This is a genomic window from Streptomonospora sediminis (genome assembly GCF_054778995.1).
In genome coordinates this window covers 1-23,389 of record NZ_BAAGYZ010000014.1, presented here as the reverse complement: position 1 = coordinate 23,389, position 23,389 = coordinate 1, and the positions used below count along the sequence as shown (strand labels likewise).

Annotated in this window: 16 protein-coding genes; 13 read left to right on the top strand and 3 right to left on the bottom strand. The window is 74.0% G+C overall.

The genetic code is table 11. The annotated features are described in order from the left end of the window. Nucleotides 1-245 precede the first annotated feature (245 nt). A complete protein-coding gene (locus ACYVD5_RS04630) occupies nucleotides 246-581 on the bottom strand; it encodes a YnfA family protein (RefSeq protein ID WP_460999639.1) in 336 nt (111 codons plus the stop codon). Nucleotides 582-759: 178 nt separating this feature from the next. Here ACYVD5_RS04630 and ACYVD5_RS04625 point away from each other — a divergent pair, with 178 nt between their 5' ends. After that, on the top strand, nucleotides 760-1,833 hold the full coding sequence (locus ACYVD5_RS04625) for a permease (protein ID WP_460999638.1): 1,074 nt from the start codon (nucleotides 760-762) through the stop codon (nucleotides 1,831-1,833). Beyond that, nucleotides 1,830-2,603, top strand: coding sequence for a TIGR03943 family putative permease subunit (locus ACYVD5_RS04620; protein WP_460999637.1), 774 nt, complete (start codon nucleotides 1,830-1,832; stop codon nucleotides 2,601-2,603). The genes ACYVD5_RS04625 and ACYVD5_RS04620 overlap by 4 nt, the downstream gene beginning before the upstream one ends. A gap of 42 nt (nucleotides 2,604-2,645) precedes the next feature. Here the strand turns inward: ACYVD5_RS04620 and ACYVD5_RS04615 are convergent, their stop codons facing one another. Beyond that, nucleotides 2,646-3,086: an SSI family serine proteinase inhibitor gene (locus ACYVD5_RS04615; RefSeq protein WP_460999636.1), complete on the bottom strand. Its 441-nt coding sequence runs from the start codon at nucleotides 3,084-3,086 to the stop codon at nucleotides 2,646-2,648. Between the two features lie 139 nt (nucleotides 3,087-3,225). Next, nucleotides 3,226-3,408 (bottom strand): hypothetical protein, encoded by a 183-nt coding sequence (locus ACYVD5_RS04610; protein ID WP_460999635.1) that lies wholly within the window; start codon nucleotides 3,406-3,408, stop codon nucleotides 3,226-3,228. 179 nt (nucleotides 3,409-3,587) lie between these two features. On the opposite strand from ACYVD5_RS04610, the gene ACYVD5_RS04605 reads away from it, so the two are divergent. The 11 genes from ACYVD5_RS04605 to ACYVD5_RS04555 all read left to right on the top strand — a co-directional run. Next, entirely contained in the window at nucleotides 3,588-4,967 is a 1,380-nt protein-coding gene (locus tag ACYVD5_RS04605) for a sensor histidine kinase (RefSeq protein ID WP_460999634.1), read from the top strand. Between the two features lie 366 nt (nucleotides 4,968-5,333). Beyond that, nucleotides 5,334-5,657 carry an STAS domain-containing protein gene (locus ACYVD5_RS04600; protein WP_460999633.1) on the top strand — a complete coding sequence of 108 codons (324 nt, stop codon included), beginning with the start codon at nucleotides 5,334-5,336 and terminating at the stop codon, nucleotides 5,655-5,657. 203 nt (nucleotides 5,658-5,860) lie between these two features. After that, a complete protein-coding gene (locus ACYVD5_RS04595) occupies nucleotides 5,861-7,057 on the top strand; it encodes an AI-2E family transporter (protein ID WP_460999632.1) in 1,197 nt (398 codons plus the stop codon). 142 nt (nucleotides 7,058-7,199) lie between these two features. Then, nucleotides 7,200-8,459 carry an enterobactin transporter EntS gene (entS, locus tag ACYVD5_RS04590; protein WP_460999631.1) on the top strand — a complete coding sequence of 420 codons (1,260 nt, stop codon included), beginning with the start codon at nucleotides 7,200-7,202 and terminating at the stop codon, nucleotides 8,457-8,459. Between the two features lie 331 nt (nucleotides 8,460-8,790). Continuing rightward, complete coding sequence (locus tag ACYVD5_RS04585) at nucleotides 8,791-9,573, top strand: 2,3-dihydro-2,3-dihydroxybenzoate dehydrogenase (RefSeq protein WP_460999630.1); 783 nt, start codon at nucleotides 8,791-8,793, stop codon at nucleotides 9,571-9,573. A gap of 147 nt (nucleotides 9,574-9,720) precedes the next feature. After that, nucleotides 9,721-11,397: a (2,3-dihydroxybenzoyl)adenylate synthase gene (locus ACYVD5_RS04580; RefSeq protein ID WP_460999629.1), complete on the top strand. Its 1,677-nt coding sequence runs from the start codon at nucleotides 9,721-9,723 to the stop codon at nucleotides 11,395-11,397. Nucleotides 11,398-11,460: 63 nt separating this feature from the next. After that, nucleotides 11,461-12,123: an isochorismatase family protein gene (locus ACYVD5_RS04575; RefSeq protein ID WP_460999628.1), complete on the top strand. Its 663-nt coding sequence runs from the start codon at nucleotides 11,461-11,463 to the stop codon at nucleotides 12,121-12,123. 52 nt (nucleotides 12,124-12,175) lie between these two features. Beyond that, nucleotides 12,176-13,531 (top strand): lysine N(6)-hydroxylase/L-ornithine N(5)-oxygenase family protein, encoded by a 1,356-nt coding sequence (locus ACYVD5_RS04570; protein ID WP_460999627.1) that lies wholly within the window; start codon nucleotides 12,176-12,178, stop codon nucleotides 13,529-13,531. A 55-nt stretch (nucleotides 13,532-13,586) separates the two neighbouring features. Beyond that, nucleotides 13,587-13,844 (top strand): phosphopantetheine-binding protein, encoded by a 258-nt coding sequence (locus ACYVD5_RS04565; protein ID WP_460999626.1) that lies wholly within the window; start codon nucleotides 13,587-13,589, stop codon nucleotides 13,842-13,844. A gap of 42 nt (nucleotides 13,845-13,886) precedes the next feature. Then, nucleotides 13,887-15,413 carry a tryptophan 7-halogenase gene (locus ACYVD5_RS04560; RefSeq protein ID WP_460999625.1) on the top strand — a complete coding sequence of 509 codons (1,527 nt, stop codon included), beginning with the start codon at nucleotides 13,887-13,889 and terminating at the stop codon, nucleotides 15,411-15,413. Between the two features lie 84 nt (nucleotides 15,414-15,497). Then, on the top strand, nucleotides 15,498-23,389 hold a 7,892-nt coding region (locus ACYVD5_RS04555), incomplete at its 3' end, for an amino acid adenylation domain-containing protein (RefSeq protein ID WP_460999624.1).

Below are 23,389 nucleotides of genomic sequence, written 5' to 3'. Positions count from 1 at the left end.
CCGCAAACCCGCCGCCCGCGGCGGCGAGCGGCCCGGCGCCCGCGCTCCGCAGGGCTGACAGAAACCCCGGCCTGCTTCCGGCCGGGCCCCGGCGGGCCGGATGTGCCCGACACGGGCCCGTCCGCCTGCCGGGGCCGCACAATCCCGGCTCCCGCCGCCTCATCGAGCCGGCGGGCGCCTTCCCAGCGGCGGCGCCCTCCCACCCGGGGCGCCGCCGCTCCTTTTCCGGTCGGCCCGGCCGGCCGTCAGCCCCCGCGGGGCGCGTACATGATCACGGCCACACCCACCAGGCACAGCAGCGCGCCCAGCACGTCGAACCGGTCGGGCCTGAACCCGTCCACGACCATTCCCCAGGCCAGCGATCCGGCGACGAACACGCCGCCGTAGGCCGCGAGGATGCGGCCGAAGTGGGCGTCGGGTTGGAACGTGGCCACGAAACCGTAGAGCCCCAGCGCCAGCACACCCGCCCCGATCCACAGCAGGCCGCGGTGTTCGCGCACCCCCTGCCACACCAACCAGGCGCCGCCGATTTCGCAGAGCGCGGCGACGGCGAACAGCACAACCGATTTCACAACGGGCACGAGGGCGAGCACGCGGGGACCTCCGTTCGCCGGTGCAGGGGTAAGGGCGGCGGCGCGCGGTCGGCTGTGGACAATGCGCGCACGATGAAAACCGTTGCCGATACTATGCCGGGGACCGGATGACCACCCCTGCCGCGCCGTTCGCGCGGCCCACTATCGAGCTTTTCGGAGAACCAGCGTGCCGCAACGCCCGGCGGGACCCGCTCCTCCCGCACACGCCTCCCTGGGCGATTCCCTGGCCACCGGTTGGGACGACCCCGAGGACGCCCTGCCACCCGCCGACTGGGGCCGCCCCCAGGGGCCGCGTCCGCTGGCCACCGTCTGGCTGTTCGCGCTGTTCACCGTCGCGCTGGCAGCGGGCGGCGCCTGGGTGTCGGACCAGCTGACCCACGAGGCGTTTCTGGCCTGGGCCACCGTCTTCACCGCGATCAGCCTGCAGGCGGTGCCGTTCCTGGTGTTCGGCGTCGCGCTGTCGGCGGCGCTGACCGCGTTCGTTCCGGCGTCGTTCTACCGGCGGGTCATGCCCGCCAACCCCTATGCCGCGGTTCCGGCCGCCGGCGCCGCGGGCATGGTGCTGCCGGGGTGCGAGTGCGCGTCGGTCCCGGTCGCCAGCGGGCTGATGAAACGCGGCATCGCCCCTGCGGCGGCGCTGACCTTCCTGCTGGCGGCGCCGGCCATCAACCCGGTGGTCCTGGTGGCCACCGCGGTCGCCTTCGCCGGCCAGCCCGAGATGGTCCTGGGCCGCCTGGCGGCCTCCTTCGGCGCCGCCGTCGTGGTCGGCTGGGTGTGGGCGCGCCTGGGGCGCACCGACTGGCTCCGCCCGCCGCGCACCGGACACGATCCCGATGCGCCGCGCTGGCAGGTGTTCCGCGAGTCGATGGTGCACGACCTGATGCACGCGGGCGGGTTCCTGGTGCTGGGCGGGCTCGCCGCGGCCACCGTCAACGTTGTGGTGCCGCGCGAATGGGTGGCGGCGGTCGCCGACCGTCCGGTCATCTCGGTGCTGGTTCTCGCGCTGTTCGCGATCGTGCTGTCGGTGTGCTCGGAGGCCGACGCCTTCGTCGCGGTCAGCCTCACCGAGTTCTCGCCCACGGCCAAGCTCGCGTTCCTGGTGGTGGGGCCGATGGTCGACCTCAAACTGATCGCGCTGCAGGGCGGCACGTTCGGGTGGTCCTTCGTGCGCCGTTTCGTTCCGCTGACCCTGGCCGCCGCACTGGTCGCCACGTTCACCGTAGGAGGGCTGCTGCTTTGAACCGGACCGCGCAGGGGATCGTGCTGGTGCTGCTGGGCGCCGCCGCGCTGAGCAGCACCCTGTTCAGCGACCTTTACCTGAACTACGTGCAGCCGGGTTTCCGGCCGTTTCTGATCGGAGCGGGCGCGGTGCTGATCGCCTTGGGCGCCACCGTGGTCGCCGGCGAGGTCCGCGCCGCGCTGGGCGGGGCGGTGCAGCGCGCGCCGGCCGCCGGCTGCGGGCCCGGCGGGCACGACGACCACGGCGGGCACGGGCACGGCGCGCCCCGGGTGGCCTGGCTGCTGCTCCTACCGGTGGTGGCGGTGTTCGTCGTCGCGCCGCCGGCCCTGGGCGCCTACACCGCCGGGAACGCCTCCACGGCCGCGCCCCCCGGCGACGACGCCGATACCGCGCTCGACCCCCTCGACGAACTCGGCGGATCCGGATCCTCCGAGCCGATCGAGATGGAGGTGCAGGGGTTCATCAACCGCGCCTGGACCGACAAGGAACGGACCATGGAAGGGCGCACCATCCGCCTGACCGGATTCGCCGTGCCCAACACCGAGGGCGAGGGCTGGTACCTGGCGCGCCTGCAGATGGCCTGCTGCGCGGCCGACGCCATCGTGAACCGGGTGCTGATCACCAACGAGCCCGAGCCGCCCGAGGACAGCTGGTGGCGTGTCGACGGCACCTGGAAACCACCAGAGGGCGACCTGCAGAGCGTGCGCAACCACCGGTTCACCGTCGAATCCATGAAAAAGGTCGAGAACCCGCCCGACCCCTACGAGTAGCCGTGCGGCGGCGGCCGGGTGCCCGGCCGCCGCCGGGGCGGATTACGCGGTGTGGAAGTCGAAGATCCTCTCGGTTTCCACGCTCGCGACACAGGCGTTGCTGAACTTCTCGCTGTAGTCCACCGGTGCGCCGTGCCACGTGCCTGTGGCACTGACAGTCACCGGCGCATACCGCAGCGTGCAAACCCGCTGCTCGTTGCGCTTGCCGAGGGCGGCGAAGTCGCCGCCGGCGCGCTGCAGTGCCTCGCAGGCGTCTTGCGCGTTGGGGTGCGAGCCCCCGGCCGGGGCGCAGTTCAGTGTGGTGGTTTCGGCCGCCTTCCGGTCGGGGCCGGTCACGGACAGTTTCATTACTGCGTCCGGTACCTGCGCGGCCGGCCGGACCGATTCGGCGGGCTGGGCCGATGCGGCCGATTGGGCGGCCGGTGCGACGGCCATGAACCCGGTCAGTAGCGCGAGAAGTACCGGTGTGCGGAGATTCCGCATGATGCCTCCTGGACGGGGCGGCGCCCCGTGGACGAACCATTGCAGTTTGCAATTGAATCGCGACCCGGTGTGTTCATGCCGGTTTTCCGGCAAACCGGTGGGGGAGTGTCGCCGCGGCGTCCAGGCGCGCAGGAGGGTGTCAGCCGGCGGCCGGCTCCCGGGCATCGCCATCGGCTCGGTCGGCCGCTGCGCCGCGCTCCTGCAGGCGGCCGCAGAGCCGGCAGCGCACGGTCTCGGGCGGCAGCGGGCAGGGGCAGTAGTGGCACGTGGTCGTGCAGGCCGCGTCGTACTGGGCGAGCAGAGCGTCGCGCATGTCGTCCATGGCATCACCCTGCCAGAACCGGCCCGGCCGCCGCGGCACCCGCAGCGGCCGGGCCGCCGACCGGAACCGCCGCAGCCGCCTTTGCGCGCCGTTGGCCGGGCCGTGGCTTTGGGTGGGGCAAGGGTGGGAAGCGGGCCGACCACGGCCGGAGGCCGACCACCGGCGGGGACTGGAGACGCATGGCGAAGCTCCCGCGAGTGCGGTTGCGATCGATCAGAGCCAAGGCGGCGGCCGGCTCCATGCTCGTCGTCGGTCTCATCCTGGTCCTGGCCATCGCGGTGACCAGCCTGCTCGCCCGCGCCGTCATCGAGCGCGAGCAGGTCATCGTCGCGGGCGAGGCCGCCCGGGAGGTGGCCGTGGACATCCAGCACGAGCGCATCGGCGGGCTCATCCGGCCCCGCTCCGGAGTCGTGCGCATCCAGGTGGTCTCCCACCGGGGCGAGGTCCTCGCCGCGACCGGCGCACTCGCCGGATCGCCGCCGATGACCCTGGCGCGGCCCCGCCACGACGGCGGTCAGGTCACCGCACAGGAGTGCGGCCAGGGCCCGCGCGGCTGCCTGACGGTCGTCGGGTTCGAGAGCACCGACTCGGCCTATGGAGATGTGCTGGTCTACGCGGCTGTGCCGCGCTCGGACCTGCTGTCCGGGCCGCTGCTGGAGATATCCCTCATCGGCGTGGGAGCGGCGGTGCTGGCCTCGATCGGCGGCATCGGCTGGTGGCAGGCCGGCCGCACGCTGCGCCCGGTCGAGGCCGTCCGCGCCGGACTGGAGCGGATCACCGCCTCCGATCCGGACAAGCGCCTGAGCGTGCCGGAGACCGGCGACGAGATCGCGGCGCTGGCACTGACCGCCAACGAGACACTGCACCGGCTGGAGACGGCGCTGGACCGCCAGCGCGGATTCGTCTCCGACGCCTCACACGAACTGCGCAACCCCATCGCCGGCCTGCGCACCCGGCTGGAGGTCGAACTGGCCGACCCCGAATGCGGCGGCGACGTGCGGGAGACCCTGCGCGGTGCCCTGTCCGACACCGTGCGCTTGGAGCGCATAGTCTCCGACCTGCTGGAGCTGGCACGGCTGGACGCCGACGTGTCCACCTCGCGCGAGACCGTCGACCTGGGCGACCTGGCGGCGGTCGAGGTTGAGCGCCGCTCGGGCGAGCTGCGCGTCGACTGCTCCGTCGAACGCGGCACTTACGTCTACGGCAACCGGCTGCGGTTCGCCCGGCTGGTCACCAACCTGCTGGCCAACGCCGAGCGCCACGCCGCAACGCGCGTACTGGTGAGCGTTGCCCGCGAAGGGGACCGGGTGGTGCTGCGGGTGCACGACGACGGCAACGGGGTGCCCGAGCAGGACCGCGAACGGATCTTCCAGCGGTTCGCCCGCCTGGACGAGTCGCGCCGGCGCGACCCCGGCGGGACGGGCCTGGGCCTGGCGATCTCCCGGGAAATCGCCAGAGCCAAAGGCGGGACGCTCGACGTCGGCGACAGCCCCGAGTTGGGCGGAGCGGTGTTCACCGTGCGCCTGCCGCTGGAGCGGGGCCCCGACCCCGAGGCCTGACCGCGCCCCTTTGCCGGCGCCCGCTGCGGGGGAGGTGCAGCACCGGTACCGGCGCCGGTGCGGCTTTTTTCCGTCCGGAGCGGTCGGCCGGGCCGGGTTCCGGGCGCGCGGCGGAAAAAGGGCGCGGCCGGTTCAGCGAGCGGCCGGTCCGGCGCCGAGCGACGGGGTACCTTTGCGCGGCGGCAATGCGGCCCCGCGCCCGCGGCGTCCGGAAGCCGAACCGTACCCGGCCGGCCCGGTGCCGGCGTTCCGGTTCCCCCGGGTCGCCGGCACCGGGAAAATGGGTTCGGGATTGAAGACAGGCAAGCGCTCGCCGGGACTCCCTATACTCCCGCGGGTACCAGCGCAGTCCGGGGACGGCCCCTCATGTACCAGTTCAACGTGGGAATCAGCGACCGCGACGGGAGCACCGTCATGCGTTTGAGAGGGGAACTCGACCTCGCCAGTGTCGACCGCTTCGAGCAGACGGCAGGCACCGCCGAAATCGTCTACGGGCCGCAGATGGTCGTCGACCTCACGGCACTGTCCTTCATCGACTCGGTGGGCCTGGGCGCGCTGGCCCGGATGCACCGCCGCCTCGCGCGCAGCGGCGGCTCGCTGACCGTCATCGTCCCGCCGGGCAAGATCGACCGCATCTTCCACTACAGCGGGCTGAAACAGGCCATGGACATCCGGACACCGCCGGGCTGAGGCCGCTAGTGTGCTGACGTCGGCGATGACCCTGCAGTAACGCCGGTGTCAGCTCCGATATTCGGGCATTTCTGCATGATCATCGGTGCGCCGGGCGGCCCGCCGCCTGCGGGCGCGGGCCTTCTTGCGCGTCCGACTCGCTCCGTGCGGGCCGGTTCGTTAAGTTTGGGGTCGCAAAACCGCACCGTTGGGAGGCGGCCAGGGTGGCCGAGCACGAGGCCGAATCGGACGGGGAGTCCGCGCCGACCGGGCCGGCCGGGCCGTCCGCTCAGCGCGCCGGTGCGTCCGGCGGGGGCGCGGCACCGTCCGGAGCCTCGCAGGCCGCGGCGGTGATGGCCTGCGCCGAACGCGGCCTCCAGCGTCCGCGCGGCGGCCCGCTCGCCCAGGTGAACTTCTTCGTTGTCGGTTTCACCGGCGCGCTCGGGGTACTGTCCGCCTGGCTGCTGGTGGAGCTGCTGGCCCGCGCGCAGGGCATCTTCGTCAGCTTCCTGGTCGCCCTGTTCCTGGCCGTGGGCCTCAACCCGGTCGTTGAGTTCCTGCGCCGCTGGATGGTGCGCTGGGTCGCGATCGTGGTGGTGTGCCTGGCGCTGGTCGCCTTTGCCGCAGGGTTCTTCTGGACGATCGTGCCGCCGCTGACCCGGCAGGTGGCGGCCTTCATCGCCGATCTGCCGAGCTATTTCGGGCTTGCCCAACAGAACCCGGTCCTGGCAGATCTGGACCGCCGGTTCCAGTTGCTGGACCGTGCCCAGGAGTTCCTGACCAGCTCGGACTTCCAGCAGCGGCTGTTCGGCGGGGTTTTCGGCATCGGACAGGCGGTGCTGAACTCGCTGGCCGCGGTCTTCATGGTGCTGGTGCTGACCGTGTTCTTCATGGCGTCGCTGCCGGGCATCACCGAGGTCGGCTACCGGCTCGTGCCGCGCTCGCGGCGCGCGGGGGTGCGCGAGCTCGGCGACGAGATCATCCACCGCATCGGCGCCTACATCGCCGGCCAGCTGCTCATCGCGCTGATCGGCGGCCTGGTCGCCCTGGGCTACCTGACCGTGATCGGCTCCTCTTACGCGCTGACGCTCTCACTCATCGTGGCCGTGACCGCGCTGGTCCCGCTGGTGGGCACGACCATCGGGGCGCTGGCGGCGACGGTCGCCGTCGGTATCGGCGACCTGCAGATGGGGGCGGTGACACTGGTGTTCTTCCTCCTCTACCAGCAGATCGAGAGCTATCTCATCGCCCCGCGCATCCTGCAGCGCTCCGTGCACGTGGCCCCGACCGTGACCATCACCTCGGCGCTGCTGGGCGGTGCGCTGCTGGGCGTGGTCGGCGCCCTGATCGCGGTCCCGGTGGGCGCGGCGGTGACCTTGATCCTCAACCGCGTGATCTTCCCGAAGTTGGAGGAACGGTAGCCGGCCGAACCGCGTTGCCCCGCGGGCGCGGGTCCGGCCTACAGGACCGCCGCCGTTAGGCTGTCCGGGCCGCCCCGCGCCGTGTTTCGGCCGCCGGCGGGCGGCGGCTGTGCCACGGGACGAGGAACGGAGGGTGTGCGGCGTGCCCGGACTGGTGTTGGACATCGGTCCGCTGCGTTCCAGCCGCCCCTTCCGGGTGCTGTTCGCCTCGCGCGTGGTCGCCCTGATGGGTGTCAGCCTCACGCTGGTGGCGCTGTCGGTCCAGGTTTACGGACTGACCGGATCGTCGCTGGCGGTGGGCACCGTCAACGCGATCGCGGGCACCACCCTGGTCGCCGGAACCCTGGCCGGCGGTGTCCTGGCCGACCGGCTGGAGCGGCGGATGCTGCTGCTGGCCTCGCGCGGCGCCGCTGCGGCCGTGTTCGCCGCGCTGGCGCTGAACGCGCTCGCCGACCGGCCGAGCCTGTGGGCCGTCTACGCCTGCGCGGCCGTCCTGGGCATCGTCGACGGCATCGGCGAGACGGCGCTGGTGGCGGTCACTCCGGAACTCGTCCGCGCCGACCAGTTGGCCGCCGCGGGCGCGCTGACGGCGATCACCACGCAGTTGGCGACCATGCTCGGCCCCTCGGTGGCCGGCCTGGTCGCCGCCGGGCCCGGGGTCGCCGCGTGCTACGCCGCCACCTGCGCCGCCACGGCCGCCCAGGTGGCGCTGATGCTCCTGCTGCCGCGGCTGCCCGCGGCAACCGGGCAGGAGCCCCAGCAGGCCACCGGCCACCCGCTGCGCGCGCTGGGGGAGGCGTGGCGGTTCGCGCGGCGCCACCGCGTGATCGTCGGACTGCTGGCGGTCGAGCTGCTGGCCGGGCTGCTGGCCCTGCCCTACGCGGTGTTCCCGGCAATGGCCGAGCAGGCCCTGATGGGTGATGCGCGGACGGTGGGGCTGCTCTATTCGGCGCCCGCGGTCGGCGCCTTCCTGGGCGCGTTGTTCAGCGGCTGGGCGGGACGTGTCCGCCGCCCCGGGTATGCGCTGATCGCCGCGGGCCTGCTGTGGGCAGGGACCATGGCAGGGTTCGGCGCGAGCCGGCACCTCGGGTTGTCGCTGGTGCTGCTGGGGCTGGCTGGTATGGGGATGATCACCGCCGAGATCCTGCAGCGCGCCCTGGTGCAGCGCTACACCCCCGGCAGGCTGCTGGGCCGCGTCAGCTCCTTCTGGCTGGTGCTGGCCACGGCGGGCCCGGCCGCCGGGGGCGCACTGGCCGGCGGGCTCGCCCAGGCGCTGGGCCCGGCGGCAGCGGTCGCCGCCGGCGGTCTGGCGTGTGTGGTCGGCATCGCCGCCGCAGCGGCCGTCCTGCCGGAGCTGCGCCGCGCCGAGCTGGCCGCAGGCCCGCGGAGCGGCGGCGGCTGAGAACCGCCCACTGAGAACCGCCGGGGGATGTGCGGCCCGGTGTATCGGCTGCCGCAACCGGCCGAAATTGCTGTCGCCGCGGCCACAGTCGGCTTACCGCTGGGCCCACCCCCGCAGGGCCGCGGCGCGCGTCCTGGTCAGCGGCCGCCGATTCCCGGAGTGAGACGGGGCGAACACACCGCGGTGTCCTTTTTATAGATAACTGCGTGTTGTGTCGGGTTTTGCGGGGTTGACACAACGCGCTCCGCCGATCAAGACTTGCGGACAGTCGCTTAGGTAAGCATTGCCTTAGTGAGGCGTGCTTACCCTTTCTTGTGTCGGAAGGAGCAACGTGTCCCACAATGGGATCGCGGGAACAGTCGCCCTGGTGACCGGGGCCGCCCAGGGCATCGGGCGGGCCGTGGCCGCCCGGCTGGCGGCCGAGGGGGCGGTGGTCGCAGCCGCCGACCTCGACGCCGAAGGTCTGGCCGAGGTCGCCGACGAGCTGCACGGCGACGGCCACAAGGCCGGCTGGTACACCGTGGACGTACGCGATTCCGCGGCGGTGGAGGCGCTGTTCGACGCGGTCGAGCGCGACCTCGGCCCCGTCGAGCACGCCGTCAACGTGGCCGGGGTACTGGCCACCGGCCAGGTCACCGACACCACCGACAGCGAGTGGGACCGGGTCTTCGCCATCAACGCCACCGGCGTCTTCCATGTCGCCCGCGCCGCGGCCCGGCGCATGGCGCCGCGCGGCAGCGGCACCATCACCACGGTCGGGTCCAACGCCGCCGGCATCCCCCGCGCCGGGCTGGCCGCCTACGGGGCATCCAAAGCCGCCGCCACCATGTTCACCAAGTCCCTCGGCCTCGAACTCGCCCCGCACGGCATCCGCTGCAACGTCGTCTCGCCCGGCTCGACCGACACCCCCATGCAGCGCGGCATGTGGGCAGACGGCGACGGCGCCCGCCGGGTCATCGAAGGCACCCCCGAGGCGTTCCGGGTGGGCATCCCGCTGGGCCGTATCGCCGATGCCGCCGACGTCGCCGAGGCGGTCGGCTTCCTCACCTCCTCCGCCGCCCGCCACATCACCATGCACGACCTCTACGTCGACGGCGGCGCGACCCTGCGCTGAGCCGCGCAGCAACCGGACCGGCCCGCACTCCGCGGGGCTTGCCGGCGAATTGCACACTTCACCGACCTGATCAGTGGGCCGCTACGCCGACCCGGTGCCCGGCACCGCACCGCACACCCAGCAACCGAGAAGGGACCGCCCACCCCGATGCTCGCCGGATGCACACCCTGGCCGACCGAGTTCGCCGACCGCTACCGCGAACAGGGCTACTGGCTGGGCGAGACACTGGGCGCGTTCCTGCGCGACCGCGCCCACCGCTTCGCCGAGCGCACCGCCGTGGTCAGCGGCGGCCGGCGGTGGAGCTACGCCGAACTCGACACGCGCGCCGACCGCCTGGCCGCCGGTCTGGCCCGGCTGGGCATCGGCGCGGGCGACCGCGTCGTCGTCCAACTGCCCAACCGCCCCGAGGTCTTCGAGGTCGCCTTCGCCCTGTTCCGGCTGGGCGCGCTGCCCGTCTACGCGCTGCCGGCCCACCGGCGCGCCGAAGTCGCCTACCTGTGCACGTTCACCGGCGCGGCCGCCCTGGTGACCGCCGACACCGACGCCGGGTTCGACCACCGCGACCTGGCCGAGCAGGTCCGCGCCGAAACCGGCGGCCCCGAACACCTGATCGTGGCCGGCGAAACCGGCGGCCGGCCCGGCCTGACCGCCTTGGACACCGTGCGCGACTCGGGCGGCGCCGGCCCCGGCGCCACCGCCGGCCCCGACCCCGCCGATGTCGCCTTCCTGCAGCTCTCCGGCGGCACCACCGGGCTGCCCAAGCTGATCCCGCGCACCCACGACGACTACCTCTACTCGGTGCGCGCCAGCGCCGAGATCTGCGAGCTGGACCCGCACACCGTCTACCTCGCCGCGCTCCCGGCCGTGCACAACTTCCCGATGAGCTCGCCCGGCTTCCTCGGCGTGTTCAGCGCCGGAGGCACCGTCGTGCTCGCCCCCGACCCCAGCCCCGCCACCTGCCTGGCCCTCATCGAGACCGAGGCCGTCACCCACACCGCGGTCGTGCCGCCCGTTGCGATGCTGTGGCTGGACGCCGTCGACGGCGGCGCCCAAGCACACCGCGACCTGTCGTCGCTGCAGGTGCTGCAGGTCGGCGGCGCAAAGTTCAGTGCCGAGGCCGCACGGCGGGTGCGCCCCGTACTGGGCTGCGCACTCCAGCAGGTCTTCGGGATGGCCGAAGGGCTCGTCAACTACACCCGCTACGGCGACCCCGACGACGTCGTCGAACACACCCAGGGGCGGCCGATCTCGCCCGACGACGAGATCCGCATCGTCGACAGCGACGGGACCGAGGTGGCACCGGGCGGGCTGGGCGAACTGCTCACCCGCGGCCCCTACACAATCCGCGGCTACTACCGCGCCCCCGAACACAACTCAGCCGCCTTCACCCCGGACGGCTTCTACCGCACCGGCGACCTGGTGCGCCGTACCCCCACCGGCCACATCGTCGTCGAGGGCCGCGCCAAGGACCAGATCAACCGCGGCGGCGAGAAGATCGCCCCCGACGAGGTCGAGGACCACCTGCTGGCCCACCCCGGCGTGCACGACGCCGCCGTGGTCGCCATGCCCGACCGGTACCTGGGCGAGCGCGCCTGCGCCTATGTCATCGCCCGCGGTCAGGCGCCGGCCCGCGCCGAGCTGCTGCGTTTCCTGCGCGAACGCGGGCTGGCCGGCTACAAGATCCCCGACCGGGTGGAGTTCGTGCCCGGGTTCCCCGCCACCGGCGTCGGCAAGGTCAGCCGCCGCGAACTGCGCGCGGCCGTCCGCGCCGCCCACACCCCCGACCCGCCCGCCGGCGCCGCCGTACCCGCCCCCCAGCAGTGAAACCCGTGATGCGCCGCCGCACCGCGCGCCGCCACCGCCCGCGAACCGTCGAATGGACACCGGATGCCGCTGCCGCACATCGAACCTTACGAGCTGCCCGCCCCCGGCGACCTGCCGGCCGGCCGCGCGGGCTGGCGCGCCGACCCCGGGCGGGCGGCGCTGCTCATCCACGACATGCAGCGTTACTTCCTGCATCCGTACCGCCCCGGCGCACAGCCGCTCGAGGGCGCCCTGGCCAACATCGCCGCGCTGCGCGAGGCGGCCCGAGCCGCCGGCGTACCGGTGATCTACACCGCCAAGCCCGGTGACATGGCGGCCGAACAGCGCGGACTCGAACGCGACTTCTGGGGTCCGGGTATGCGCAACGATCCCGAGCAGACCGGTATCGCCGCCCGGCTCCAGCCCGAAGACGGCGACTCGGTGATAACCAAGTGGCGCTACAGCGCCTTCGTACGCACCGACCTCGCCGAGCGCCTGGCCGCCCAGGGCCGCGACCAACTGCTCATCACGGGTGTCTACGCCCACATCGGCTGCCTGCTCACCGCGGCCGACGCCTTCATGCGCGACGTCCAGCCGTTCCTGGTCGCCGACGCCACCGCCGACTTCAGCGCCGAGGACCACCGCTTTGCACTGCGCTATGTAGCCCAGCGCTGCGGGGTCGCGGTGTCCGCGCGCGATGCCGCTGCGGACCTGGCCCCGGCCGCGGCACTCGACTCGCGCGTGTGAACGCCGCCCCGCCGCAGCCCGCGAAGAGACCGACCCCGCTGAAAGGAACCCAGTGACCTCCACGCCGCAGCCCCCGCCCGCCCACGACCTGGTGGGGATCGGTTTCGGGCCCTCGAACGTCGCGCTGGCCATCGGCCTGCACGAGCAGCGCGAGCGCGCCGCAGCCGACCCCGCCGCGCCAGCCCTGAGCGGAGTCTTCCTGGAGCGCCAAGCCGAGTTCGGGTGGCACCGCGGCATGCTGCTGGACGACGCCACCATGCAGGTCTCGTTCCTCAAGGACCTGGTGACCACTCGCAACCCCGCCAGCGACTTCGGCTTCCTGTCGTACCTGCACGCCGCCGGGCGGCTGCACGACTTCATCAACCACAAGACGCTGTTCCCATTGCGCGCGGAGTTCCACGAGTACCTGGCCTGGTGCGCCGAGCGGGTCGGCGACCAGGTGCGCTACGGCGCGGAGGTCGAGGGCGTCGAGCCCGTCCGCGACGAAGGCGGCCGGATCTCCCAGCTGGACGTGGTCGCCCGCGGCGCCGACGGTGTCCGCCACCGCAGCCGGGGCCGCAACATCGTCTTCGCGCCCGGTCTCAGCCCGCGCCTGCCCGAGGGCGCGCGGCTCAGCGAGCGCATCTGGCACAACGAGTACCTGCTGCAGCGGCTGGCGGAGCTGCCGGCGGGCGCACCGCCGCGCTCGTTCGTCGTGGTGGGCGCCGGGCAGAGCGCGGCCGAGTGCGTCGACCACCTGTACCGCCGGTTCCCCCAGGCCCGGGTGCACGCCGTGTTCTCCCGCTACGGCTACAGCCCCTCCGACGACAGCCCCTTCGCCAACCGGATCTTCGATCCCGAAGCGGTCGACGCGTTCTACGCCGCCCCCGCCGAGACCAAGGCGGAGATCATGGGCTACCACCGCAACACCAACTACTCGGTGGTCGACCCCGATCTGATCGACACGCTCTACCACGCCGCGTACCAGGACCGGGTGAAGGGCGTCGAGCGGCTGCGGATGCACAACACGTCGCGGTTGGCCGGGGTGCACGAGGCGCCGGGCGGGGTCACCGCCACCGTGGAGGACCTGTCCAGCGGCAAGCAGACCGCGGTCGAGGCCGACTACCTGGTTTATGCCACCGGCTACACCGCCCCCGACCCCCGCGACCTGCTCGGCGAGCTGGCCGAGCACGTGGTCTGCGACGCCGGGGGCCGCCCCGCTGTCGAACGCGACTACCGTCTCGCCACCTCCGACGAGGTGACCTGCGGTATCTACCTGCAGGGCGGCACCGAGCACACTCACGGGATCTCGTCGTCGCTGCTGTCCAACGTCGCGGTGCGTGTCGGCGAGATCCTCGACGCGATCAGCGCCCGCAGCGCCGGCACGCACCGCACCGCCGCGGCCGCGCACCCGGCGGGCGGGAGCTAGCGGCCCGACCCGCCCGCCCCAGGAAACCCCCGAAACCGAGGAGAGAGACACCGCCATGTCCGAATACCCCGCCGCGTCCGACGCCCACGACGGCGAGCTGACCGCGCAGCGGATCCGCGCCGACGTCGAGCACGTGCTGGGCGAACCCGCCGGATCGCTGGACGAGAACGAGAACCTGTTGGACCGCGGGATGGACTCCATCCGGCTGATGAGCCTGGTCGAGAGCTGGCGCAAGGCCGGCGTCGAAACCGACTTCATCACCCTGGCCGAGCAACCCAGCGTCGCCGCCTGGGCCCGGCTCCTGCACCGCTGACCCCCGAGTGTCCGAAACCACCCGACGCCAGGAGCCGCAATCATGAGCGCCCCCGAGGAATTCGATGCCATCGTCGTGGGAGGCGGCCCCGCCGGCTCCACCGCCGCAACCCTGATCGCCGACCAGGGCCACCGGGTCCTGCTGCTGGAGAAACAGCGCTTCCCCCGCTACCAGATCGGCGAGTCGCTGCTGCCGGCCACCGTGCACGGCGTGTGCCGGCTGCTCGGCGCCGACGAGGAGATCCGCCGGGCCGGATTCACCACCAAGCGCGGCGGCAGTTTCCGCTGGGGCACCAGCCCCGACCCGTGGAACTTCCTGTTCGCGCTGTCGCCGGAACTGTCCGGGCCGACCTCCTACGCCTACCAGGTCGACCGGATGACCTTCGACGACATCCTGCTGCGCAACGCAGCCCGCCACGGGGTCCGGGTGCGCGAAGAACACACGGTCCTGGAGGCGGCCACCACCGGCGGACGCGTCACCGGGGTCGTCTGCACCGGCCCCGACGGCGCCCGCCAGGAGATCGCCGCCGCCCACGTCATCGACGCCTCCGGCAGCACCGGCCGGCTGCACGCCGCCACCGGGGGCACCCGCAGCTACTCCGACTTCTTCCAGAACCTGGCTGTGTTCGGCTACTTCGCGGGCGGCGGCCGCCTGCCCGAACCCGATGCCGGCAACATCCTCTGCGCCGCGTTCGACGAGGGCTGGCTGTGGTATATCCCGCTGCGCGACGACCTCACCAGCGTCGGCGCGGTCCTCAACCGCGACCAGGCCGGCCGCATCCAGGCCGACCGCGAGGGCACGCTGCGCGAGTCGATCCAGCGCTGCGGGATCGTGCGCGACCTGCTCGGCGACGCCCCGCGCGTCACCGAAGGCACCTACGGCAGCGTCCGGGTGCGCCGCGACTACTCCTACGCCGCCACCCGCTTCTGGGCGCCGGGGATCACCCTGATCGGCGACGCCGCCTGCTTCATCGACCCGGTGTTCTCCACCGGGGTGCACCTGGCCACCTACAGCGGGCTGCTCGCCGCGCGGTCGGTGAACAGCGTGCTCGCCGGGGAGCTGGACGAGGACCGGGCCTTCGGCGAGTTCGAGAACCGCTACCGGCGCGAGTACGCGGTGTTCTACGAGTTCCTCGCCGCCTTCTACGACATGCGCCAGCGCGAGGACTCCTACTTCTGGCAGGCCCGCAAGGTCACCAGCATGCAGGCCACCGACATGGAAGCCTTCGCCACCCTGGTCGCCGGTGCCTCCTCGGCCGAAACGGCGCTGGTGGGCGCCGACTCGCTGACCGAGCGGTTCACCTCCGCCGCAGCGGACCTGTCCGGCGCCGTCGAACGCACGGGCGCCGCCCGCACCGAAAGCGGCGAGAAGATGACCGAGCTGTTCCGCGCACCGGTGGTGGCCGACGTCATGTCGGAGATGAACCGGATCCAGCGGCGCGGCATAACCGGGGCGGCCACCGCCGAGGCGCCGCTGCTGGACGGCGGCCTGGTCCCCTCGGCCGACGGCCGCCGCTGGGCCGAGCCGGCCGAGCCCGCCGAACGCGTAGGACCCGCCGGACCCGCCTGAGCCGCCGCTGCGCCCCGCCGGCGCCCCGCGCGGGGCGCCGGCCCGCCCCTGGCCACCGACCCGCACCGAAGGCAGCGCATCGACATGACCGAGACCCGCCCCGCCCGCACCCCCGTCTCCCTGGCGCTGACCGGCGCCCAGCGCGGCGTGTTCTACGCCCATCACGTTGCGGCGGCCGGCGGGGCCGGCGAACACGGCTCCGCCGGCGCCGCCGCGCGCTTCAACGTCGGCCAGTACATCGACCTCGCCGGAGACACCGACGCCGCGCTGCTGCGCGCGGCACTGGAGCACGCCGTCGCCGAAACCGACACGCTGCGCACCCTCATCCGGCCGGGCGCGCAGGACCCGGACACGGCGCAGTACCCGGACGCGGCAGCGGGAACCGGCGGCGAGGAGCCGTACCAGGTCGTCCACCCCGACCTGCCCTGGGACCGGCCGCTGCTGGAAGAGGCGGACCTGCGCACGCGGGAGGACCCCCGCAGCGCCGCGCTGGCGCTGATGCGCACCGACATGGCCGCACCCGTGGATCTCACCACCGGACCGCTGCACCGCTTCGTGCTCTACCGCATCGGCGACGCCCGCTACCTGTGGTTCCAGCGCTACCACCACATCGTCGCCGACGCCTACGCCATCACCACCTTCACGCGCCGCGTCGCCGAGGTCTACACCGCACTGGCCGCCGGCGAGGTGCCCGAACGCAGGTTCGGCGACCTCGCGGCCGTCGTCGCCGAAGAACAGGACTACGCCGCCTCCCCGCGCTGCGCCGAGGACCGCGGCCACTGGAGCGGCCTGCTGGCCGACCGGCCCGAGCCCGCGCTGCTCAGCGACACCCCGCCCGCGCCCGCCCCGGCGGTGGCCACCGCCCATGGAGCGGTCGAGGCCGCCACCGCCGACCGCCTCGCCGAACTGGGCAGGCAGGCCGGCGCGAGCTGGGCCGAGACCGTCATCGCCGCCTTCGGCTGCTACGTGCACCGCCGCACCGGCGCCCCCGACGTGGTGCTGGGCATGCCCGCCATGGGCCGGCTCGGCTCGGCCGCCCTGCGCACCCCCGCCATGGTGGTCAACGTGCTGCCGCTGCGCCTGGGCCTGCACCCGGGCGACACCGTCGCCGACCTGCTCGCCGCCACCACCGCCCGGCTGCGCGAACTGCGCGCCCACCAGCGCTACCGCGCCGAGGACGTGCGCCGCGACCTCAACCTGGTCGGGCGCAGCACGCCGCTGCACGGGCCGATGGTCAACATCAAGGCGTTCGATTACGACCTGGAGTTCGCCGGCATCCGCGGCACCGCCCGCACCCTGTCCGAAGGCCCGGTCGAGGACGTGTCGCTGTCGGTCTACCGCGACACCGCCACCGGCGGCCTGCGCTTCGAGCTGAACGGCAACGCCGCCCGCTACACTCGCGCGGTCCTGGCCCAACTGCTCGCGGAGTTCGGCCGCCTGCTCGGCACGCTCGCGGAGGCAGGCACCGAACCGCAGGAGACCGCTCGGCGCAGGCTGGGCACCCTGGACATCGCAGGCGGCGACGCCGTGCCCGCGACCGCCGCCGGACCCGCCGCCGAACCCCCGGATGCAGCGGTCACCGACCTCGTCGCCGCCACCGCCCGCCGCACACCCGATGCCGTCGCCGTGGTTGCGGGCGGCACGTCGCTGACCTACGGCGAGCTGATGGCGCGCGCCGACGCGCTGGCCGGGCGGTTGCGCGGCGCGGGTGCGGGTCCGGAGTCGGTGGTGGCGGTGGCGTTGCCGCGGTCGGTGGAGTTGGTCGTGGCGCTGGTGGCGGTGGGGCGTGCGGGTGCGGCGTATCTGCCCCTTGATCCGGGGTTTCCGGCGGAGCGGATCGGCTTCATGCTGGCCGACTCCGGTGCCGCGCTGGTGGTGACCGATACTGCGTCGGGTGCCGGTCTGCCGCCGGGGCCCGGCCGGTTGCTGGTGGACGACCGGGCGGTCCGGACCCAGCCCGTTCCGGCGGCCCCCGCCGGTGCGGCGCCCGGCCCTGCTAACGCCGCCTACATCCTCTACACCTCCGGGTCGACGGGCCGCCCCAAAGGCGTGGTGGTGCCCCACGGCGCGCTGGTGAACTTCCTGGGCGACATGGCCGACCGGTTCCCGCTGCAACCGGGGGACCGGCTGCTGGCCGTGACAACGGTGGGCTTCGACATTTCCGCGCTGGAGCTGTACCTGCCGCTGCTGGCGGGGGCGTCGGTGGTCGTGGCAGAACGCGGCACGGTGCGCGACCCCGCGGCGCTGGGCGAGCTGGTGGAGTCGTCCGGCGCGTCGGTAGTGCAGGCGACGCCGACACTGTGGCGGGCACTGGTGGAGGAACGCCCCCACGCGGTGACCGGGCTGCGGGTGCTGGCCGGCGGCGAGGCGCTGCCGCAGGCGCTCGCCGACACCCTCGCCGGGCGGGCCGAGCAGGTGGTGAACCTGTACGGGCCCACCGAGACCACCATCTGGTCCACCGCCGCCGACACCGGGACGGCCACCGGCCGCCCGGCGGCAGGGGCCGCCGCGGCCGCCGCCATCGGCACCCCCATCGCCAACACCCGGGTGTACGTGCTCGACGGCGCGCTGCGTCCGGTGCCCGCCGGGGCGGCCGGCGAACTCCACATCGCCGGAGCGGGCCTGGCGCGCGGGTACCACGGCCGCGCCGGCCTGACCGCCGAACGGTTCGTGGCCGACCCGTTCGGCCCCGCGGGTTCGCGGATGTACCGCACCGGCGACGTGGTGAGCTGGAACCGCGCAGGCGAGCTGGAGTACCTGGGCCGCTCGGACTTCCAGGTGAAGGTGCGCGGGTTCCGCATCGAACTCGGCGAGATCGAGACCGCACTCGCCGAGCAGGACGGCGTCGCCCACGCGGTCGCCACCGCCCGCGAGGACACCCCCGCCCAGCCCCGCATCGTCGGCTACGTGTGCCCCCGCCCCGGCGCCGCGCCCGACCCCGCCGCGCTGCGCCGGGCGCTGGCCGCCCGGCTGCCCGACTACATGGTGCCCGCGGCAGTGGTCGTGCTGGCGGAGTTCCCGCAGACCGCCAACGGCAAGACCGACCGCGCCGCACTGCCCGCACCCGATCCCGCCGCCACCGCCGCGGAACCGGCAGCGGCCGACACCGCCGCCGACCCGTTCGAAGCGCGCCTGCGCACCATCCTGGCCGAGGTGCTCGGCACCGGAGCCATCGGCGGCGGTGACGACTTCTTCGCGCTGGGCGGGCACTCCCTGCTCGCCACCCGAGCCGCCAACCGCGTCCGCGCCGAACTGGGCACCGAGGCGCACGTAGGCGACATCTTCGACGCGCCCACCCCCGCCGGCCTGGCCGCCCTGCTCGCCCGGCGCCCCGCCGCCCGACCGCCGCTCACCCGCCGGCCCGACCCCGCCGAACCCGCGCCGCTGTCCTACGCCCAGGAGCGGCTGTGGTTCCTGGACCAACTGCACGGCCCCGGCCCCGCCTACAACGTGCCGCTGGCGTTTCGGTTGCACGGAGCCGTGGACACCGGCGCGCTGTCCGCCGCGCTGCGCGACGTCGTCCTGCGCCACCCGATCCTGCGCACCGTCTACACCGCAGGCGGCCACGACAAGCACCGGGCGGACGGGGGCGACGGCCCGGCCGCGCACCAGCGCATCCTGCCCGCAGCCGAGATCGGCGACCCGCTGGAGGTCCGCGACCTCGCACCCGCCGAACTGGCCCGGTGCCTCCACGAGGTACTGCACCGGCCATTCGGCCTCGCCGCCGATACGGCGGTGCGCGCCGCACTGCTGCGCACCGGCGACCAGGACGCGGTGCTCGCCTTCATGTTCCCGCACATCGCCACCGACGAGTGGTCCGAAGCCCCCTTCCTGCGCGACCTCGACACCGCCTACACCGCCCGCCGCGCCGGGCACGCCCCGCAGTGGCGCCCGCTCGCGGCCGACTACGGCGACTTCGCGCAGTGGCAGCGCGACTGGTTGGGCGCGGCCGACGACCCCGCGAGCCCGATGGGCCGCCAACTGGCGTTCTGGCGCGGCGCCCTGGCAGGGGCACCGCCCGAACCCGACCTGCCCGCCGACCGGCCGCGCCCCGCGGCCCCCGACACCTCCGGCGCCGCGGTCGGCTTCGGCCTCGACGCCGGCAGCCACGATGAGTTGCGCGCCCTCGCCGAGCAGCACGGCGCCACCGTGTTCATGGTGCTGCAGAGTGCCGTGGCCGTGCTGCTGCACCGCATGGGAGCCGGCGACGACATCACCATCGGCACGCCCGCCGCCAACCGTGACGACACCGCGGTGCACGACACCATCGGCATGTTCCTGAACATGCTGGCGCTGCGCACCGACCTGTCCGATACGCCGACCACCGCCGAGCTGCTGGCGCGGGTCCGCACCGCCGACGTCGCAGCGTTCGCCAACGCCGACGCCCCCTTCGACCGCGTCGTCCAGCAGTGCGACCCGGCCCGCTCACCGGCCCGCCACCCCCTCTTCCAGGTCATGCTCACCTACCAGCGCGACCCCGAGCGGCCCGCGCTGCTGGGCACCGACTGCGCAGTCCACCCGGTGGACATGCGGGTGGCCAAACTGGACCTCGAGTTCGCCTTCGCCGAACGCCCCGGCACCGCAGGGCTGGCGGGCACACTGCGCTATGCCACCGCCCGCTTCGACCCGGAAACGGCCGAACTGCTGGTGGAGCGGCTGCAGCTGGTGCTCGCGGCCATGGCCGCCGACCCCGGCCGCAGCGTGTCGGCCATCGACGTGCGCACCCCGGCCGAACGGCGCGCGGCGGCCCGGGCCAACGCGACCGCGGCGCCGCTCGGCACCGCACTACTGCCCGAACGCATCGCCCGCGCCGCCGCCGACCACGCCGAACGGACCGCCGTGGTCGCGGGCGGCGCGTCACTCACCTACGCCGAACTCGACGCGCGCGCCGACGCGCTGGCCGGCCGGCTGCGCGGCGCGGGTGCGGGGCCGGAGTCGGTGGTGGCGGTGGCGCTGCCGCGGTCGGTGGAGCTGGTGGTGGCCCTGGTGGCGGTGGGCCGTGCGGGTGCGGCGTATCTGCCCCTCGATACCGGGTTCCCGGCCGAGCGGATCGGCTTCATGCTGGCCGACTCCGGTGCCGCGCTGGTGGTGACCGATGCCGCGACCGGTGCCGGTCTGCCGCCGGGGCCCGGCCGGCTGCTGGTGGACGACCCGGCTGCCCGGACCGAACCCGCACCGGCGGCCCCCGCCGACGCGGCGCCCGCCCCCGGCAACGCCGCTTACATCCTCTACACCTCCGGGTCGACGGGCCGCCCCAAAGGCGTGGTGGTGCCCCACGGCGCGCTGGTGAACTTCCTGGACGACATGGCCGGGCGGTTCCCGATGCAACCGGGGGACCGGCTGCTGGCGGTGACCACCGTTGCCTTCGACATTTCCGCGCTGGAGCTGTACCTGCCGCTGCTGACCGGGGCCGCGGCGGTACTCGCCGACGGCGACACCGTACGCGACCCCGCCGCACTGGCGGCGCTCGCCCGCTCGTCCGGCGCCGCCACCGTGCAGGCCACCCCCAGCCTGCTGCGGGCGCTGACCGAGGAGGACCCCGCAGCGGTGACCGGGCTGCGGGTGTTGGCCGGGGGCGAGGCGCTGCCGCAGGCGCTCGCCGACACCCTCGCGGCGCGGGCCGAGCAGGTGGTGAACCTGTACGGGCCCACCGAGACCACCATCTGGTCCACGGCGGCGCCGGTGGCGGCGGGCCGGCCCGTCACCGTCGGCACCCCCATCGCCAACACCCGGGTGTACGTGCTCGACGGCGCGCTGCGTCCGGTGCCGGCCGGCGTGGCCGGCGACCTCTACATAGCCGGAGCGGGCCTGGCGCGCGGGTACCACGGCCGCGCCGGCCTGACCGCCGAACGGTTCGTGGCCGACCCGTTCGGCCCCGCGGGTTCGCGGATGTACCGCACCGGCGACGTGGTGCGCTGGAACCGCGCAGGCGAGCTGGAGTACCTGGGCCGCTCGGACTTCCAGGTGAAGGTGCGCGGGTTCCGGATCGAACTCGGCGAGATCGAGACCGCGCTGGCGCACCACCCCGGTGTCACCCAGGCGGTCGCCACCGTTGCCGCCGGCGCGGGCACGGGCGCCGAACCGGCGATCACCGGCTACGTGGTCGCCGCACCCGGTGCCGGCCCGCTCGACGGCGACGCGGTACGCGCGACCGCCGCGGCCCGGCTACCCGACTACATGGTCCCCGCCGCGATCGCGGTCCTCGACGCGTTCCCTCTCACCGAGAACCGCAAGATCGACCGGGCCGCCCTGCCCGCGCCCGTCCGCACCGCCGCGGCCGCTGACCGCGGCCGCGCACCCGCCACCCCGCTGGAGGCGGTGGTCTGCGCCGCGATCGGCGAGGTGCTGGGCACCGGCGAGGTCGGTGCCGAGGACGACTTCTTCGCGCTGGGCGGGCACTCCCTGGCCGCCGCCCGCGCCGCCAACCTGCTGCGCGCCCGGCTGGATGCCGACATCGGCGTGCGCGACCTGTTCGAAGCCGCCACCCCCGCCCGCATCGCCGCCCGCATCGGCACGGCCCCGGCTACCTCAAGCGGCCCGCGCCCGCGGCTCGCGCGGCGCCCCCGCCCCGAACGCATGCCGCTCTCGGCCGAGCAGCGGCGGCTGTGGCTGCTGGAGCCGGCGGGTGCGGGCGGCGCCGCCTACAACGTGCCCTGGGCGCTGCACATCACCGGCGCACTCGACCGGGCCGCGCTGGAGGCGGCACTGCGCGACGTACTCGACCGCCACGACGTGCTGCGCACCCGATTCCCGACCGGGCCCGACGGCGAACCCGAGCAGCGCCCCCTGCCCCTCGGTGAACTGCCGCACCCGCTGCTGGCGGTCGAACCCGCGGCCGCCGACACCGCCGGCCGCGCCGCGCAGCTCGACCGCGCCGCGCGGGCACCCTTCGACCTTGCGTCCGGCCCGCCCGCGCGCTTCACCCTGTTCACCGGCAGCGGTGGCGAACACGTGTTGCTGGCCGTGTTCCACCACATTGCGGTGGATGAGTGGTCGCAGGAGCCGTTTCTGCGGGATTTGGATGCGGCCTACCGTGCGCGGTGTGCGGGGCGTGCTCCGGGGTGGGCGGCGTTGCCGGTGCAGTACGGGGATTATGCGCTGTGGCAGCGCGAGGTGCTGGGTGCGGTGGCGGATCCGGATAGTAGGGCGGCGCGCCAGCGCGGGTTCTGGCGGGAGGCGTTGGCGGGGTTGCCCGCCGAGGTCCCGCTGCCCGCGGACCGGCCCCGGCCGGCCCATCCCGGCGACACGGCCGGCACCGAAGGCGGCCTGGTGCGGTTCAGCCTGCCCGCCGAACTGCACCGCGCCCTGGCGCGGACCGCAGCCGATACCCGCACCACCCCGTTCCTGGTGCTGCAGTCGGCGGTGGCGGTATTGCTGCACCGGATGGGCGGCGGTACCGACATCCCGTTGGGTACGCCCGCGACCACCCGCACCGACGAGGCGCTGCACGGCGCCGTGGGCATGTTCCTGAACACGCTGGTGCTGCGCACCGACCTGGCCGGCGGCCCCACCTTCCGCCAACTCCTGGAGCGGGTGCGCGCAACCGGCCTCGCGGCGTTCGCAAACGCCGACCTGCCCTTCGACGACGTGGTCGACGCGCTCAACCCGCCGCGCGCGGCCGGGCGCAACCCGCTGTTCCAGGTACTGGTGTCCCACCAGAACCGCCCCGAGGGCACCGGCGAGCTGCTGGGGCTGCGCACCCGGCTGGACGACCAGGTCGTGGGCACCGCAAAGTTCGACCTGGAGATCGTGTTCATCGAACGCCCCGGCACCGCGGAGTTGGACGGGGCGGTGCGCTATGCGGCCGACCGGTTCGACCGCGTAACCGTCGCCGACCTGACCCGGCGGTTCACGCGCCTGCTCACCGCCGCGCTGGCGGACCCGGACCGGCCGGTCGCCGACCTGCCGCTGCTCGGTGGGGCCGAGCGGCGCCGGGTGCTGGGGGAGTGGAACGCGACGTCCCGCCCGGTGGCCGA

Bases quoted from the DNA above. Each gene is read 5' to 3' on its own strand.
- ACYVD5_RS04565 (WP_460999626.1), top strand. From the start codon at position 13,587: ATGTCCGAATACCCCGCCGCGTCCGACGCCCACGACGGCGAGCTGACC.
- ACYVD5_RS04615 (WP_460999636.1), bottom strand. From the start codon at position 3,086: ATGCGGAATCTCCGCACACCGGTACTTCTCGCGCTACTGACCGGGTTC.
- ACYVD5_RS04610 (WP_460999635.1), bottom strand. From the start codon at position 3,408: ATGGACGACATGCGCGACGCTCTGCTCGCCCAGTACGACGCGGCCTGC.
- ACYVD5_RS04560 (WP_460999625.1), top strand. From the start codon at position 13,887: ATGAGCGCCCCCGAGGAATTCGATGCCATCGTCGTGGGAGGCGGCCCC.
- ACYVD5_RS04580 (WP_460999629.1), top strand. From the start codon at position 9,721: ATGCTCGCCGGATGCACACCCTGGCCGACCGAGTTCGCCGACCGCTAC.
- ACYVD5_RS04575 (WP_460999628.1), top strand. From the start codon at position 11,461: ATGCCGCTGCCGCACATCGAACCTTACGAGCTGCCCGCCCCCGGCGAC.
- ACYVD5_RS04600 (WP_460999633.1), top strand. From the start codon at position 5,334: ATGTACCAGTTCAACGTGGGAATCAGCGACCGCGACGGGAGCACCGTC.
- ACYVD5_RS04605 (WP_460999634.1), top strand. From the start codon at position 3,588: ATGGCGAAGCTCCCGCGAGTGCGGTTGCGATCGATCAGAGCCAAGGCG.